Origin of the sequence: Leptolyngbya sp. FACHB-321 (assembly GCF_014695975.1) — a bacterium.
Taxonomy (GTDB): Bacteria; Cyanobacteriota; Cyanobacteriia; order Leptolyngbyales; family Leptolyngbyaceae; genus Stenomitos.
This window is the reverse complement of sequence record NZ_JACJPI010000088.1, coordinates 46,679-61,373: the sequence shown is the minus strand read 5'-3', so window position 1 is coordinate 61,373 and position 14,695 is coordinate 46,679. Positions and strand designations below refer to the sequence as shown.

The 14,695-nt window shown below is 50.2% G+C and carries 15 protein-coding genes; 4 read left to right on the top strand and 11 right to left on the bottom strand.

Annotated features, from left to right (window positions below; translation table 11 throughout):
• Positions 1–50: 50 nt before the first annotated feature.
• Positions 51–1,028, bottom strand: coding sequence for an isoaspartyl peptidase/L-asparaginase (locus H6F76_RS28515; protein ID WP_190513447.1), 978 nt, complete (start codon positions 1,026–1,028; stop codon positions 51–53).
• A gap of 120 nt (positions 1,029–1,148) precedes the next feature.
• Positions 1,149–1,301 carry a DUF2256 domain-containing protein gene (locus tag H6F76_RS28510; protein WP_190451549.1) on the bottom strand — a complete coding sequence of 51 codons (153 nt, stop codon included), beginning with the start codon at positions 1,299–1,301 and terminating at the stop codon, positions 1,149–1,151.
• A gap of 116 nt (positions 1,302–1,417) precedes the next feature.
• Here H6F76_RS28510 and H6F76_RS28505 point away from each other — a divergent pair, with 116 nt between their 5' ends.
• Both H6F76_RS28505 and H6F76_RS30755 read left to right on the top strand, forming a co-directional pair.
• Positions 1,418–2,245, top strand: coding sequence for an RNA methyltransferase (locus H6F76_RS28505; RefSeq protein WP_190513445.1), 828 nt, complete (start codon positions 1,418–1,420; stop codon positions 2,243–2,245).
• A gap of 237 nt (positions 2,246–2,482) precedes the next feature.
• Positions 2,483–4,405, top strand: a complete 1,923-nt coding sequence (locus tag H6F76_RS30755; RefSeq protein ID WP_242036889.1) for a serine hydrolase — start codon at positions 2,483–2,485, stop codon at positions 4,403–4,405.
• Positions 4,406–4,457: 52 nt separating this feature from the next.
• On the opposite strand, the gene obgE is transcribed toward H6F76_RS30755, so the two are convergent.
• The gene (obgE, locus tag H6F76_RS28495; RefSeq protein ID WP_190513443.1) at positions 4,458–5,543 is read right to left on the bottom strand and encodes a GTPase ObgE; all 1,086 of its coding nucleotides are present in this window, start codon (positions 5,541–5,543) and stop codon (positions 4,458–4,460) included.
• A gap of 321 nt (positions 5,544–5,864) precedes the next feature.
• On the opposite strand from obgE, the gene H6F76_RS28490 reads away from it, so the two are divergent.
• Both H6F76_RS28490 and H6F76_RS28485 read left to right on the top strand, forming a co-directional pair.
• Positions 5,865–6,539: a hypothetical protein gene (locus tag H6F76_RS28490; RefSeq protein WP_190451555.1), complete on the top strand. Its 675-nt coding sequence runs from the start codon at positions 5,865–5,867 to the stop codon at positions 6,537–6,539.
• Between the two features lie 14 nt (positions 6,540–6,553).
• Positions 6,554–7,270 carry a hypothetical protein gene (locus tag H6F76_RS28485; protein WP_190513442.1) on the top strand — a complete coding sequence of 239 codons (717 nt, stop codon included), beginning with the start codon at positions 6,554–6,556 and terminating at the stop codon, positions 7,268–7,270.
• A 54-nt stretch (positions 7,271–7,324) separates the two neighbouring features.
• Here the strand turns inward: H6F76_RS28485 and H6F76_RS28480 are convergent, their stop codons facing one another.
• The 8 genes from H6F76_RS28480 to H6F76_RS28445 all read right to left on the bottom strand — a co-directional run bounded on the left by H6F76_RS28480 (position 7,325) and on the right by H6F76_RS28445 (position 14,694).
• Complete coding sequence (locus tag H6F76_RS28480) at positions 7,325–7,744, bottom strand: peptidylprolyl isomerase (protein WP_190451558.1); 420 nt, start codon at positions 7,742–7,744, stop codon at positions 7,325–7,327.
• Between the two features lie 180 nt (positions 7,745–7,924).
• Entirely contained in the window at positions 7,925–8,398 is a 474-nt protein-coding gene (locus H6F76_RS28475; RefSeq protein ID WP_190513441.1) for a TspO/MBR family protein, read from the bottom strand.
• Positions 8,399–8,526: 128 nt separating this feature from the next.
• Entirely contained in the window at positions 8,527–9,036 is a 510-nt protein-coding gene (locus H6F76_RS28470; protein ID WP_190513440.1) for a hypothetical protein, read from the bottom strand.
• 154 nt (positions 9,037–9,190) lie between these two features.
• Positions 9,191–10,453, bottom strand: a complete 1,263-nt coding sequence (locus H6F76_RS28465; RefSeq protein ID WP_190513439.1) for a SufS family cysteine desulfurase — start codon at positions 10,451–10,453, stop codon at positions 9,191–9,193.
• A gap of 111 nt (positions 10,454–10,564) precedes the next feature.
• Entirely contained in the window at positions 10,565–11,908 is a 1,344-nt protein-coding gene (sufD, locus tag H6F76_RS28460; RefSeq protein WP_190513438.1) for a Fe-S cluster assembly protein SufD, read from the bottom strand.
• The gene (gene sufC, locus H6F76_RS28455; RefSeq protein ID WP_190513437.1) at positions 11,905–12,690 is read right to left on the bottom strand and encodes a Fe-S cluster assembly ATPase SufC; all 786 of its coding nucleotides are present in this window, start codon (positions 12,688–12,690) and stop codon (positions 11,905–11,907) included. Before sufC ends, sufD begins: the two co-directional genes overlap by 4 nt.
• 100 nt (positions 12,691–12,790) lie before the next feature.
• The gene (gene sufB / locus H6F76_RS28450) at positions 12,791–14,227 is read right to left on the bottom strand and encodes a Fe-S cluster assembly protein SufB (RefSeq protein ID WP_190451571.1); all 1,437 of its coding nucleotides are present in this window, start codon (positions 14,225–14,227) and stop codon (positions 12,791–12,793) included.
• Between the two features lie 74 nt (positions 14,228–14,301).
• Entirely contained in the window at positions 14,302–14,694 is a 393-nt protein-coding gene (locus H6F76_RS28445) for a ferredoxin-thioredoxin reductase catalytic domain-containing protein (protein WP_190513435.1), read from the bottom strand.
• Position 14,695: the final 1 nt, after the last annotated feature.

Below are 14,695 nucleotides of genomic sequence, written 5' to 3'. Positions count from 1 at the left end.
AAGATATTTCTTGGGTGGAGAGGACAAACTCCACCCCTTGCAACAAAGAGCTACAGGTGATTAGCACTACATTCTGAAAGACCGCCCGCCAGCGTGCCATCGTTCCAGTCCAGTGTGTCACCGACTCTTTCGCCATTGTGGTAGGCAGCAAGAAGGACTTCGCTCGTTTTGCCCCACGCGATTGCACCAGTCGCATCTAGACCGATCGCGCCTAAATCGCGCTGATGCTTGTGTGCTTCTCGAAACGAACGCTCGAAAGCGCCCACCAACGGTTGTCCATCGTCTACCCGCACAACAATACGGGCTGCCAGACATTCGTCGATAATATCTTCGCCAATACCAGTACAACTGACTGCCGCGTGAGCCGTCGCATAGTTGCCTGCGGGCATGGCAGAGTCGCTAACGCGCCCAATGCGTTCAAAGCCTTTGCCACCCGTTGAAGTGCCGACTGCAATGCATCCTTGATTGTCCAGAACAACAACGCCGATCGTGCCACGCCTAGACGTATCTTCAACCAGTTCGCGCTCGGCTACAACGCCTGCCATCTCTCGCGAAAAATTGCCTTGGCGTTCCTGTATCCATTCTTGAAGTCGAATTTCCGTCAGGGGATCGTAGGCGGGTAGTTCGAGTTCGCGCAACAGCTCAGCGGCTCCCACATCTGACAGAACGCGATCGTGGGAGGTTTGCAGCGCCTTTGCCAGGTGAATGGGATTCTGCACCCGTGCAACGTTAATGACACCGCTAAAGCGTTGGCTGGCTCCATCCATTAGGGCAGCGCTCATGCGAATTTGTCCATCTGACTGCAAAACAGAGCCAGTGCCAGCATTAAAGCGGGGATCATCTTCTAACATCTGGCAGCCATGAATGACCGCTGCTGAAGCCGCTGCGCCTGACAGCAGCAACTCGTAGACTTCATCAATCACTCGATACAGCGATTTGCGTACCGACTCAGCGCCGCCCTTACCTTTTAAGGAACTTCCAGCCCCGCCGTGAATAATCAGCTTGGGCTGCACCCGTTCTGCTGCCATGATTGAAACCTCTGTGCTGTAAACGTTTTACTACCATTAAGTAACAGTAGCGGAAAGAAAACTGCTAACAGCTAACAACTAACCGCTTCCTTCTATGCCTACAGAGCTTTACAACCACAGCTACTGGCTCTGTGAACGGCGGCGACGGCAGCGCTCTGAGCAGTATTTCACTTCATCCCAGCAATCTTCCCACTTTTTGCGCCAGGTGAAGGGACGATCGCACACGGGGCAGATTTTTGTTGGTAAGTCAGCTTTTGAGCGGGCGCGTCCCATGATGGTGAGGAGTGAGAAGATAATAGTAAAGAGTCAGGCGATAGAATGCAGAATTAGCGCAGAACACCACACAATCTGTACCGTCTTTTAAGCTCTTACTCTTCACCTTCTAACACATGGCTGAGTCGGTTTTGGCAACAATTCGCATTGTCCTGGTTGAACCGGCTGGTGCGCTGAATGTAGGTGCGATCGCCCGCGTCATGAAAAACATGGGCTTGCAGCATTTGGTGCTTGTAAATCCACAGTGCGATCAACTCGGTGCAGACGCACTCTTGATGGCGGTTCATGCGGCAGATGTGTTGGCAGCGGCGACAGTAGTAGCAACGCTGCCGGAGGCGTTACGCGGATGCCAACGAGCGATCGCGACCACTGCCCGCCCTAGAGTTGACACCATCTTAGAGCCTCCTAGAACTGCCCTGCCCTGGCTACTGGAACCGCTCCAGCTAGAAAACGGACAAGCAATGGGGGCGCTGATCTTTGGTCCTGAAGACCGAGGGTTGAGCAATGAAGAACTCAATCATGCTCAGCGTTTTGTGGCGATTCCGTCTCACCCTGAGTATGCGGCGCTGAACCTGGCGCAAGCAGTAGCGATTTGCTGCTATGAGTTGTACCAATTTCTTTCTTCTCCTGCTGCCCCTCTCCCCGTCGCCCCTTCTCCTCTTCCCGCTTCCTTCTCTCCTCTTCCCTTTGCCCCCGCTGCTCTCGATGTTCTAGAAGGCTATTACCAACAGTTGGAGACGGTTTTGCTAGCGATCGGCTATCTGCATCCACACACAGCCGCCAGCCGTATGCACAAGTTTCGGCGCTTGTTTAACCGGGCACTGCCCTCTAGCGACGAGGTGGCAATGTTGCGGGGCATTTTGAGCCAGGTTGAATGGGCAACTCAAAAAGCTGGGACGCTCGACAAGCAGACAAAGAGCGATCGCACACCCACTGAGGATTAAATGGCAAGGGCTAAAAGGACATAGACATCCTGCTCAGGGATTGATGTCAGTCGTCAAGAAATCACGTTTTTTTGAGGAGAGGTTAGTCTACAATTCTGATAGCTTGGGCGGCAATGCAAGCGAGCAGCAAAATGTGGTTAGCGCTGGCAGTATTGCTCTGCTACTGTAAAGCGGGGCTTGCATCTCACGTTTGTATCAGCTTTAATCGTTTCTCTCAGCTTTTTGTTGGAGTGTGTTATGCCAGAGTCGGGCGATTTGTCGCGCAGATCACGCAGTGATAATTCCTTCTCTTCCACTCAGATGTCTGGATCAGGGCGATCGTTGCGTGATTACCCAAACGCTCATCGGCAATCGCCACTAGAGCCCCCTCGATCAAGTGCTCATCAGCCTTCTGGCACAAGAGATCCTGGTTTACAACGAGTGGGCATCAGTGCTCGTACTAATAAACGGCAGCGGGGAAACCTTTGGCAAATTTTGTTCGGGCAGGGAAGTAAGCGGCTGTCGCGTCGATCAAAGCAACAGCCAGCAACGCGAAAAGATGTTAAGGGGGCTACCGTTGATTCACCGCGTAACTTTTTTCAACAGTCGAAGCCTAACGAACGATTACGCCTTACCAAGGATCAGGCTGCTGCGAAATTAGCTGATGAACAAGTGCGGCAGGCGGTCTTTGGGCGATCGCGGCAATTTGGCGGCTCTTCCTCTACCCTTAGCACTGTGTCATCGCGCGGAAAGTTACCCGCTACCAGAGAGGGTCGTGGTGCCTTTAAAAACTCTGGCTCACGAGCTATTCCAGCGTTTCAGTTGTCATCCCAAACGGGAGAGCGAGATCGAGCAAGTGCTTCTTCACAGCAACAGGTAGGACGGTCTTCAGCTCGTCGTGGACTGTCTACCAAACGTCGCAACGGTTTGGGGATCGCTGAGAGTTCGCAGGGTACTGACTGGAACGCGCGATCGTCCGCCTCTAACCAGAAGCGCGATACTCCAGCTCGTTCGCGATCGCGCGGTTTTTCCGCAGGGCTTTATGCAGCGCGGATGCTAATTTTGAGCGTTGGCATCGGCGTTTTGGTTGGCACAGTGATGTCAATGTTTGATCCAGCTGCTCGTTTATCCGCAGGCACATCACAGCAAGCAACCTCAAAAAGTGGCGCTGCTGGAAGCACACCGATCGCTCAGTCAGCCGTAGTGTCACAGGGCACGACGACAGAAACTCCTTCAGCAGCGCAACAACCCCAAATCGGGCAAGAACTGACAGCCCTCAAAGCGGCATTGCAAACGCTAGCATTGCAGCATCCTAAACTCACACCGGGAATGTTCCTGTTTGATCTGGATACTAATGCCTATATGGATCTCAACGGTGGTGCTTCTTTCGCCGCCGCTAGCACCATTAAGGTGCCGATTTTAGTTGCTTTTTTCCAGGATGTTGACGAAGGTAAAATTCGTCTGGACGAGCGGCTCACAATGCAAAAAGAATTAGTGGCAGGCGGATCAGGCGAATTGCAAGGGTTGCCTGTGGGCACACAGCTCACAGCGCTGGAAACCGCAACCAAAATGATTACCATTAGCGACAACACAGCCACGAATATGATCATCGCTCGCTTGGGCGGTATCGCAGCCTTAAACCAGCGGTTTCAGTCTTGGGGGTTGGTTTCTACAACACTCAACAATCTGTTGCCTGACTTAAGTGGAACGAATATGACTAGCCCCAAAGAGCTGGCATTTCTGATGACACGTATTAGTCAGGGGGAACTGGTTTCGATGCGATCGCGTGATCGCGTGTTGGACATCATGCAGCGCACAGTCAACCGCAGCCAACTGCCTCAAGGTTTGGGTAAAGGCGCAACGATCGCTCACAAAACTGGCGATATTGGTGGGCTGATTGGCGATGTTGGCTTGATTGATATGCCCAATGGCAAGCGTTACTCGCTGACGGTGCTGGTGAAGCGCTCGTTCAACGACGACAGCGCCTATGACCTGGTAGCAAATACGTCACGCGCTGTTTATCAGTATTTCAACCGTGTTCCGGCAGCCCAACCGCGCCCGGCTGTAAATCCTGCGACAGCACCAGAGCAACCACTGCCTAGAGCTGAGAACAGTGTGCCTGTTGATTCTGAGCGTGCCCTTAACCTTCCCGCCAATACTGCTATGATCCAGACTCCCTAATGGGAAGCTGCGACCGTTAGTCGAGCGATTGCCAGCCAAGCAAATTCCGCCTTTAGATATTCAATGGGGTCGGAGCAATGGCATTGAGGTCGAGCGGTTCTAGGCTGTTGTTAAGCGTTTCGGCTTCCAACTCCTCGGCTTGTAGCTCATCCAAAGATTGCCAGATTTGGTTAAGCAATGGCTCTAACCCAATGCGTGCGACGGCTGAGATTTGAAAAACAGGTACGTGACTTAATGCGTGCAGTTGCGCTGCAAGGTCATCGATCGCTTCAGTTTCCTGACTCATCGCATCCAGTTTACTAAGCGCTAAGAGTTGGGGACGCTCGGTCAGCCCACGCCCATAGGCATGGAGTTCCTGCTGGATGGTATGGTAATCGGCGATCGGATCAGGACTTGTCACATCAATGAGATGCAAGAGCAACCGCGTCCGCTCAACGTGGCGTAGAAAGTCGTGCCCCAAGCCTGTTCCCATATGTGCGCCTTCAATCAGACCCGGAATATCGGCAAAGACAGTACCATCTCCCGTGGGCTTACGAACCACGCCCAAGTTGGGCACTAGCGTTGTAAAGGGATAATCAGCAATCTTGGGTCGAGCCGCAGACAGTGCTGCAATCAGTGTTGATTTACCCGCATTCGGCAGACCAATGATGCCTACTTCAGCTAGCAGTTTCAGTTCCATGCGTAGAAAGCGGGCTTCTCCAGGCAGCCCAGGTAAGGCTCGCTCGGGAGCACGGTTACGATTACTAAGAAAGTGCTGATTGCCTAACCCGCCTTTGCCCCCCTTCGCCACACAGAACGTTTGGTTCGGTTCAACCAGATCGCCCAACAGTTCACCCGTTTCTGCGTCGTAAATCATCGTGCCGCACGGAACATCAATGATGCGATCGTGCCCTGCGGCTCCTGTACGGTTGTTGGGTCCACCCCGTTGCCCATCGTCTGCTTTAAACAGATGGTTGTAGCGAAAATCCAGCAATGTTTGCAGGTTCTCCACTGCGCGAAAAATCACGGAACCACCTCGACCACCATTACCGCCCGACGGTCCCCCAGCAGGCACGTACTTCTCTCGGCGGAAGGCAACTAGCCCATCACCTCCATTACCTGCCTGTACCTGTACTTCTGCCTGATCGATAAATTGCATGGTGCGAAACTAAAGCATTCATTCTTCATCATAGGCGTTTCAGCTTTTAGCGTTCAGTTTTTAGCGTTCAGCCTTAGGCTTTAAGCTCTAACACCTACGTTGATTGCCACTTATAGACTGTTATGCCTTGGCTTAAGCCGGAGCGGTCAGCAGGCAGAACTGCTCCATCAGAAAGCATCTCACGGGGCTTCCCGTTCCAACTTCCTGGCGATCGTAAACTTTTGATGAAGCATCCGAAATCTTGAGAATTACTTTGAATGTAACGTTGCGCCCCCACATGATCGACTCCACTCAGTCTCATCGCTTACAGGAGATTCATCAATGAACTATTTTTCTACTGTTATCTCATTATTACGCGACCGCAAAGAGTTCTTAGCGGAAATTTATGACGGTGTGGGGCTTAAAACTAAAATGGCGGCGCTCCTTATTTCTAGTTCGTGCTTCTTCGCCATTTATGGAGCAATTATTGGCTCCTATCATAGCCTGCCCCAAGTTGCTTCTTCTGCTATTAAGTTACCTGCCTTATACCTGATTACCTTAGTCATCTGTTTGCCAACGCTATACATCTTTAATGCGCTCTTTGGCTCTAAACAGACGATCGGGCAACATTTCACGTATCTACTCACAGCCGTTTCAGTGATTGCAATCTTGCTGTGCGGCTTCGCTCCCGTCACCTTGTTTTTCTTGATTACTGTTAATGACTACTCCTTTTTCTTATTGCTTAATGTGGCAATCTTTGCCCTTACAGGTATTATTGGCGTTACATTCCTCTATCAGATAATGAAGCCTATTTCTGATAATGATGGCGATCAAGGCGCTAAAGTTCGCAAAAACATTCTCCGCTTTTGGCTAGTACTTTATGGCTTTGTTGGCAGTCAGCTCGGCTGGACGTTGCGTCCTTTCCTCGGTTCACAAGGTCAGTTTGAGCTGTTTCGTCCTAGAGAAGGCAGCTTCTTTTCAGGTGTTTGGAATGCGCTCGTTAGCCTTTTCTCTTAACCTGAGTGGCTAACATGAACCCTGAATTAAAGCAACTGACGATCGCAGCAAAAGAGCTAGAGCAGCTTACTGGATTGGAAGTAACCGATCTCTTTATTGGGGGAATGGTCGGCGGTGCTTATCGCTCTGACCTTTTCAAAACTCGGCAACGCTTCCTTTCCTTTTGCTTAACTCAACTCTTTATCTTCGTTTTAATCTTTATTTTTACGCTGCCGATCGGTCTTCTTCTAGTACGGAATCACGCTAATTCTGTGAATGATGTGTCAACCATCTCTTGGTTTTTGCAAGTCAGCTTTAGCGTCAGTACAGTGGTGATCGTGGGCTGGAACGTAACGATGGCACTTAAAAGTAAAACGCTCAAACCGCTTGCCCACTTACTGGACGAAGTTGATAAATATAACGAGATTGTGCAAGCAGTAGCTATCGTTGAACGACTAGACGCGATCGACAGTTCGCAGACTCACAGGATGGATCGTCAGCAGGCGATCGAAGCGCTAACGATCGCTAGAAATAGTCTAGTTTGTGGCTTAATGACCGAGAAAATCTTGCGGCAAAATCGTGGGCTTTTGGCTCGACGTGCTGCTCTGCTGATGAACATTGAAACCAACTTGACTACTTTAAAGACAATGGAAGTGACCAGTCAGGCAAGTGAATATGTCGAGTTATTGAACGAAGCCTTGCAAATTGGCATCAGCGTCCATCAAGAAGTGCAGCAATTCTCTCAACGGTAGATGTTGAAAAAACTGCTGCACATAGTTTGAGTGAAGCTAAAACGGGTAAAACCGCTACTTTTCGATCGTCACTGAGAGAATTTTGTCGCCTTTGCGAATTGCATTGACTACATCCATATCTTTCGTTTGACCAAAGGTTGTATGCACTCCATCCAGATGGGGCTGGGGCGAGTGGCAAATAAAGAACTGGCTACCACCTGTATTTGGTCCAGCATGAGCCATCGACAGCGTACCAGCCAAATGTTTGTTGTGGTTAAGTTCGTCCTTAATTTTGTAGCCAGGTCCACCAGTGCCCGTCCCTAAGGGGCAACCGCCTTGAACCATAAAGTTAGGAATTACTCGATGGAAGGCTAGCCCGTTATAGAAGCCTTTCTCAGAGAGATCGACAAAGTTTTTTACCGTATTGGGTGCATCAGCATCAAAAAAATCAATGTTAATGGTGCCCTTATCGGTTTCGATGATGGCGCGTGTCATGATGTCTACTTACTCCAGGGTGCGGTCATTGGTTTAGAAAACCTTTTCGATCCTAACGCTCAGGGAGGCTTTACAGTCTTTTAGACAAAAAAATCTCGTTTTACGGGCAGTTATGTGGAAATGTTGAACCTTCTTTTACCAGCTTTCTTTAACCACACTTCAGAGGCATCCTTACGCCAATTACGCCGACTCTGGGTTTAATTTGCCCATTACCCAAGTCGTATAGGTACCGATCGGACTCCAGAGTAAGTACGGCACAAGCAGCAACGCTGCCCACCCTGAGATCTGCCAGACAGCGAAGGTCAGAACTAGCCCAATAATGACCCCAATACCACCGATCAATGTACCTGCTTTCAGGCTTCGCAGCCATAGAGTGACCGGAGAGTAGAGGACGATCGCCAGCTCCAGCAATAGATACGCAATCATGAGCGACCAGGTTTTGCTGCTGCCAGGATCACGTTCCCAAACAATATAGGCAGACCAGGCTCCAGCAATTAAAATGACGATCCAGATCAGGGGAATTAAGGGTTCAAACGTTAACCATCGAGGACGACGCAAGCGTGCAAACCATTTCACATCTTTCGGTCGCAGGATGTTGCTAGCAAGCGCCACTAAGAAAGTCACGGCACCAATGACCATCCAGGACTTAATCATGCTTCTCTAATCTCCACTGTTGCTTAATCCACCCTTCAAAAGTTTGGACTTTCTGATTATGTCAGGGCAGCAGTAGATCTTAATCTGTCCTTAGTGCAGTGATACCAAGCCTCTCAAAAGGAAGAACCCTAGATGCTGGGGAAGCTCCATGCATCGCTCTGACAGTATTGGTTTGTTTCTTGCACTAACGGACCTTCTTGCTCTTGAATTGCAATAAAGGTCCTGTTTGCCTTTTGCACACTTTGCAGATTAGTTACGGGTGCACTGACGACGGCATCGCTTGCTCTACTTGTGTCTCGATAGAGCTTAATAAATTGTGCCTGCAAAATCTGAATCTGCTTGTTAGAAAACTCCATTCCAGCCAAGTTATCGGCATACCCATCCAGTTCAATGGCAGCTCTCAGCAACAGGCGGTTGTCTTCTGCGATCGTCATGCCTATCCTTTCCGGTCGAGCTTCAGCAACTTTATTAACGATCGCTACCAATTGATTACACTGAGAGACCTTGCTTTTGCTATGATGCGCGATCGCGGTAGTCAAGAGGCACGCTCCTGCAAACAAGACAGCATATCTACGGGTTAAAAAAGTTGCCTTTCTCGTTGCCTTAACGTTAAAGCGATCGCGAGTTACGGTTTTCACTGATTTCTTCCAGAAAGTGTGCTTCAACTGGACGCGAAAAGCCGTATTCACACGGGGGCATAAGCGAATACAAGCCAAGTGTTACACAACACAATACTATCGAGCAAGTGAAGATCCGTAAAAACCGCGAAGATTCAGCAAGGGTTGACTAACGTTAGCCAAAAATACTGCCGAAGAACTCAACGGCTTCCTTCAACGACGCGATGAAGATATCAATCTCTTCCTGGGTGTTGTAAAAATAGAGGCTAGCGCGTGCAGTCGATTGAGCGCCAAGATGCCGATGCAACGGTTGGGTGCAGTGATGTCCCGCTCGAATTGCTACGCCTGACTGATCCAAGATGGTAGAGAGGTCGTGAGGATGCACATCCCCAGCAGTAAAGGCAGCTAATGCTGCACGTCCACTGCCATCCGCATTGGGCTTAGGACCATACAGCCTCAGTTCCGGCATTTGCTGAAGCTGCTGAAAGAGGTAGCTAGTGAGTTCCTCTTCATACGCATGAATAGTATCCATGCCGATCGCACTTAAATAATCAACGGCTGCACCCAAGGCGATCGCCTCAGCAATCGCAGGTGTACCCGCCTCAAACTTATGGGGTAAATCCGCGTAGGTTGAGTGATCCAGAAAAACGTCTGCAATCATTTCGCCACCACCCAAGAAAGGAGGCATTGATCGCAGCAACGCTAACTTGCCATAGAGGAAGCCAATTCCTGTAGCCGCGCACATTTTATGTCCAGAGGCAACGAGCCAATCACAATCGATTGCCTGTACATCGATCGCCATGTGAGGAACGCTTTGGCAAGCATCAATCAAGACTTTCGCACCGTACTGGTGGGCAAGCGCACAAATCTCCTTCACCGGGTTGATGCAGCCCAAGGTGTTGGACACATGCACGACCGAAACCAGTTTTGTTCTGTCTGACAGCAGCGACTTAAAATGCTCCAGATCAAACTCTTCGGTTTCGGTTAACTCGACAAACTTCAGCACTGCGCCCGTTCGTTGTGCCAGTAGTTGCCAGGGAATCAGGTTGCTGTGGTGCTCCATCACGGAGAGGATGATCTCATCGCCCTGCTTCACATTGGCGTTACCCCACGCATAAGCAACCAGGTTGATCGCCTCACTAGCATTACGGGTGTAGACAATTTCTTGCCGCGACGCTGCGTTCACAAAGGCTGCTACCTTATCCCGTGCTCCTTCGTATGCATCAGTTGCCCGCGAACTGAGGGTATGCACACCTCGATGCACATTAGCATTGTCGTGCTCGTAATAATGGCGAAGGGCATCCAGCACCGCAATCGGCTTCTGCGATGTCGCCGCATTGTCCAAATACACTAACGGCTTGCCATGAATCTGCTGATGCAAGATGGGGAAATCAGCACGAACTCTAGCTGCAATAGGCTTTTCTTGAGTGAGGGTCATGGCAGAAGGGGGAGAGAATGAGGGGCAAGGGGAGCGGAAGGGATAAGGGATAAGGGTTAGATTAGCCGTCTGTAGGGACATTACATATAACGTCCCTACAGACAAAGAGTTTTAGGTTTGCTGAGTACGAACGATCGCCGCCAACTTCTCTCTCAGCGATGCAACGGGAATCTCTTGAATCACTTCGTAGGCGAAGGCATAGGTCAACAATTTGCGGGCGTTGTCTTCATCGATACCGCGGCTTTGCAGGTAGAAGACTTCATCGCTATCGAGTTGACTAACCGTGGCACCGTGAGTACATTTCACGTTATCAGCGGTAATTTCAAGCTGAGGTTTAGTATCGATCCGGGCTTTAGGTGACAGCAGTAGGTTGCTGCTTAGTTGTTTGGCATCCGTAAGTTGGGCGGCTTTGGGTACGAAGACTTTGCCGTTAAAGACTGCATGGGCACGATCGTCCACAATGCACTTATGAATCTGATTGCTGCTGCCGTGGGGATGGGTGTAGGCGATCGTGCTATGCGTATCCGCCACCTGTTCACCACTAATAATGGTCAATCCGTTCAACGCTGTTTCGGTCTGCTCACCAGTGTGGTAAACCTCTAAATTATGGCGAGAGAGTTTCGCACCAAGACTCACCGCATTACAGGTGTAGCGAGAATCCCGCGCTTGCGAAACAGCCGTTTTACCAATATGGAACGCCTCAATGCTATCGCGCTGAATACGGGTGTGGTTCACTTCTGCATTATCACTCAACCAGATTTCCGTTACAGGATTGGTGCAGTAAATGCCGTCATACAGTGTGACGTAGTCTTCAACCAGCATCAGTTTGCTACCCGATTCTGCAACAACCAGTGCGCGAGGATGGGCGATCGTCGGCTGAGTGGCAGTTGAAACGTACAGAATTTGAATGGGATGAGCGATCGCCTGATTTTTCTCTACCCAAACGAGGGCCCCATCGCTCAGGTTAGCAGTGTTCAGTGCTGTGAATGTTTCCTCTGCGCCCTGCTGCTGTGCCAGATAACGCGGCAGTTGCTCAATGAGTTCTGCGCCAGCAACCAGATGAGTAACCAGTATCCCATCGGGCAAATCATCGACTGCCGACAACGCTGCGTCGTAGCGTCCATCAACAAAGACCAGGCGGCTGCTCACGGCTTCTGGCAGAATAAATGGCTGAATCGCAGCAAACCCTAGTGTAGGCGCTAGCTCATTAACTGCTTGGAAGGTAACTTGCAGTAAGGCTGATAGATCAGTGAAGCGCCATTCTTCGTCTCGAGTAGACGGAATTGCCAACTCTTGAACCCTAGCAGTGGCACGATCGCGAATGACGTTTAACCAACCCGCTGATGCATCCAGTTCTGGACGCAAACTCACTAGCTTTTGAAGGTAGGTAGCTCGATCGACCTTCAACTTCCCGTTTGTTGGTGCGACATCAGAAACAGTAGACTGAGTTGTCATTGTGCTGCTACTGCCTCCTCTTCACGCACCCAGTCGTAGCCACGGGCTTCTAACTCTAGCGCCAGTTCCTTGCCACCTGTAGTGAGAATGCGTCCGCCTTCCATGACATGGACATAATCAGGCGTAATGTAGTCGAGCAAGCGCTGATAGTGAGTAATCAGGACGATCGCATTGTCTGCGTTTGCCAGTTGATTCACGCCATTCGACACAATCTTGAGTGCATCGATATCCAACCCCGAATCCGTTTCGTCCAGGATGCCTAGCGTTGGTTCCAACATCGCCATTTGAAGAATCTCGTTGCGCTTCTTCTCACCGCCCGAAAAGCCCTCATTCAGGCTGCGGCTAAGGAACGCAGGGTCCATTTTGACAATATCCAGCTTTTGCCGCACCAGATCATCAAAATCGAACGCATCCAGTTCTTCTAAACCTTGGTGCTTGCGTTTGGAATTGTAGGCAACGCGCAGAAAGTCGAGATTGCTGACGCCAGGAATTTCAATGGGGTATTGGAAGGCAAGGAAAATGCCCGATCGTGCGCGCTCTTCTGCCTCTAGCTCCAGCAGGTTTTTGCCCTGAAAGCTAATTTCGCCACCCGTCACTATATAGTCAGGATGACCGGCTAGGACTTTAGAAAAGGTGCTTTTGCCAGACCCATTGGGACCCATAATGGCATGAACTTCACCCGCTTTTACTTCCAGATTCAACCCTTTCAGAATCTGAATCCCATCTACGTCGGCGGTCAAATTCCGCACGGACAAAATCACTTCGCTGTTCTCGCTAATCATCCTTAACCTCTAAAAAAATTAGCTATTAGTGCCTGGCAATCAGCCACCAAGAGCACGCCTTCAGCACTAATAGCCAATAACTAACTACTAAACACTGCCTTTACCCAACGCTACCTTCGAGCTTGAGGCTGAGGAGGCGATCGGCTTCCACTGCAAACTCCATCGGCAACTGGTTAAACACATCCTTACAGAAACCGCTAATCATCATCGAAATCGCGTCTTCGGATGAGATACCGCGCTGGGAGAAGTAGAACAACTGGTCTTCGCCAATCTTGGACGTTGACGCTTCGTGTTCCACTTTGCCTTTGTTGTTTTGCACCTGGATGTAGGGAAAGGTATTGGCTTGAGCTTTGTCGCCAATCAGCATAGAGTCGCACTGCGAATAGTTCCGTGCGCCTGTTGCCTTAGGACCAATCTTGACCAACCCGCGATAGCTGTTTTTGGACTGTCCAGCCGAAATGCCTTTAGAAATAATGGTGCTGCGCGTATTCTTGCCAATGTGAACCATCTTGGTGCCCGTATCTGCCTGCTGATGGTGATTCGTCAGCGCGACCGAGTAAAACTCACCCACAGAGTTATCGCCCACCAACACACAGCTTGGGTATTTCCAGGTAATGGCGGAACCTGTTTCTACCTGCGTCCAGGAAATTTTGGAGTTTACGCCCTGACACAAGCCACGCTTGGTCACAAAGTTGTAGATGCCGCCCTTGCCGTTGGCGTCGCCTGCATACCAGTTCTGCACCGTAGAGTACTTAATATCAGCGTTGTCGAGCGCGACCAGTTCCACTACGGCAGCATGAAGCTGGTTGGTATCAAACATTGGCGCAGTGCAACCTTCGAGATAGCTGACTGAACTACCTTCTTCTGCCACAATCAGCGTCCGTTCAAACTGACCTGAATCGCCATTGTTAATACGGAAGTAGGTCGAAAGCTCCATTGGGCACTTTGTGCCTTTGGGAATGTAGACGAAAGAACCATCACTGAAGACCGCAGAATTAAGTGCCGCGAAGTAGTTGTCGCCAGCAGGAACCACACTACCGAGGTACTTTTGGATCAGTTCAGGATGCTCTTGCACCGCTTCTGCAAAGGAGCAGAAGATTACCCCTTCTTCGGCTAGCTTTGCTTTGAAGGTCGTGGCGATCGAAACGCTATCAAAAATGGCATCCACTGCCACATTGCTCAAGCGTTTTTGCTCCGAAAGCGGAATGCCTAGCTTCTCAAAGGTATCCAGCAGTTCAGGATCAACCTCTTCCAGGCTCTTCTTTTTCTCCTTCACCTTTGGTGCGGAGTAGTAGACGATGTTCTGATAGTCGATCGCTGGATAGGTTGCATTCTGCCAGTTCGGCTCCGTCATCTTGAGCCACTGACGATACGCCTTCAGGCGAAACTCCAGCATGAATGGCGGCTCTTCTTTCTTCGCCGAAATCAGCCGTACAACGTCTTCACTCAACCCGCGCGGTATCGTATCGGATTCAATGTTAGTAATGAAGCCGTATTTGTAAGGCTGGTTAACCAAGTTTTGAACAGTTGGACTCATCGGTAGTGTTCTCTGGTCTAGGTTGGGGATCGGGTCGGTAGAAAGTAATTTGCGGAGCGTAACTTACAGAACTGCTAGCTGTGTTGCTGATTAGTGACCGTTCTGATTTCATCAAACGTTATGTCTTGCTGGTCGCCTGCAAAATCATGGTCGGGCGTAAGAAACAGTAGGCAGTGGCATTCTTTACGCTCACGCATCGGTACACATGGGCAGTTCCAGTAAGCAGCTTCGACTTCAGCCGCTTTGTCCTCGTAATGACGGCAGGGGCAAAGGGGCGAACCCAAATCATCTTTATGCTTTGCCAAGCCTTCAATCACAACTGCCGTCACGCCAGGGTCAACGCAGAAATAGGTGCCGGTTCGCTTAGCATAGGTAATAGAGAAGTGCCTCATCGCTTCGAGGCTTTTATCAGTGGACTGAGCCGCTTTAGGGGAGGCAGATTGATTAGGTTGAGTGTCTGGGTTCATG

Bases quoted from the DNA above. Each gene is read 5' to 3' on its own strand.
- H6F76_RS28515 (WP_190513447.1), bottom strand. From the start codon at position 1,028: ATGGCAGCAGAACGGGTGCAGCCCAAGCTGATTATTCACGGCGGGGCT.
- H6F76_RS28510 (WP_190451549.1), bottom strand. From the start codon at position 1,301: ATGGGACGCGCCCGCTCAAAAGCTGACTTACCAACAAAAATCTGCCCC.
- H6F76_RS28505 (WP_190513445.1), top strand. From the start codon at position 1,418: ATGGCTGAGTCGGTTTTGGCAACAATTCGCATTGTCCTGGTTGAACCG.
- H6F76_RS30755 (WP_242036889.1), top strand. From the start codon at position 2,483: ATGCCAGAGTCGGGCGATTTGTCGCGCAGATCACGCAGTGATAATTCC.
- obgE (WP_190513443.1), bottom strand. From the start codon at position 5,543: ATGCAATTTATCGATCAGGCAGAAGTACAGGTACAGGCAGGTAATGGA.
- H6F76_RS28490 (WP_190451555.1), top strand. From the start codon at position 5,865: ATGAACTATTTTTCTACTGTTATCTCATTATTACGCGACCGCAAAGAG.
- H6F76_RS28485 (WP_190513442.1), top strand. From the start codon at position 6,554: ATGAACCCTGAATTAAAGCAACTGACGATCGCAGCAAAAGAGCTAGAG.
- H6F76_RS28480 (WP_190451558.1), bottom strand. From the start codon at position 7,744: ATGACACGCGCCATCATCGAAACCGATAAGGGCACCATTAACATTGAT.
- H6F76_RS28475 (WP_190513441.1), bottom strand. From the start codon at position 8,398: ATGATTAAGTCCTGGATGGTCATTGGTGCCGTGACTTTCTTAGTGGCG.
- H6F76_RS28465 (WP_190513439.1), bottom strand. From the start codon at position 10,453: ATGACCCTCACTCAAGAAAAGCCTATTGCAGCTAGAGTTCGTGCTGAT.
- sufD (WP_190513438.1), bottom strand. From the start codon at position 11,908: ATGACAACTCAGTCTACTGTTTCTGATGTCGCACCAACAAACGGGAAG.
- sufC (WP_190513437.1), bottom strand. From the start codon at position 12,690: ATGATTAGCGAGAACAGCGAAGTGATTTTGTCCGTGCGGAATTTGACC.
- sufB (WP_190451571.1), bottom strand. From the start codon at position 14,227: ATGAGTCCAACTGTTCAAAACTTGGTTAACCAGCCTTACAAATACGGC.
- H6F76_RS28445 (WP_190513435.1), bottom strand. From the start codon at position 14,694: ATGAACCCAGACACTCAACCTAATCAATCTGCCTCCCCTAAAGCGGCT.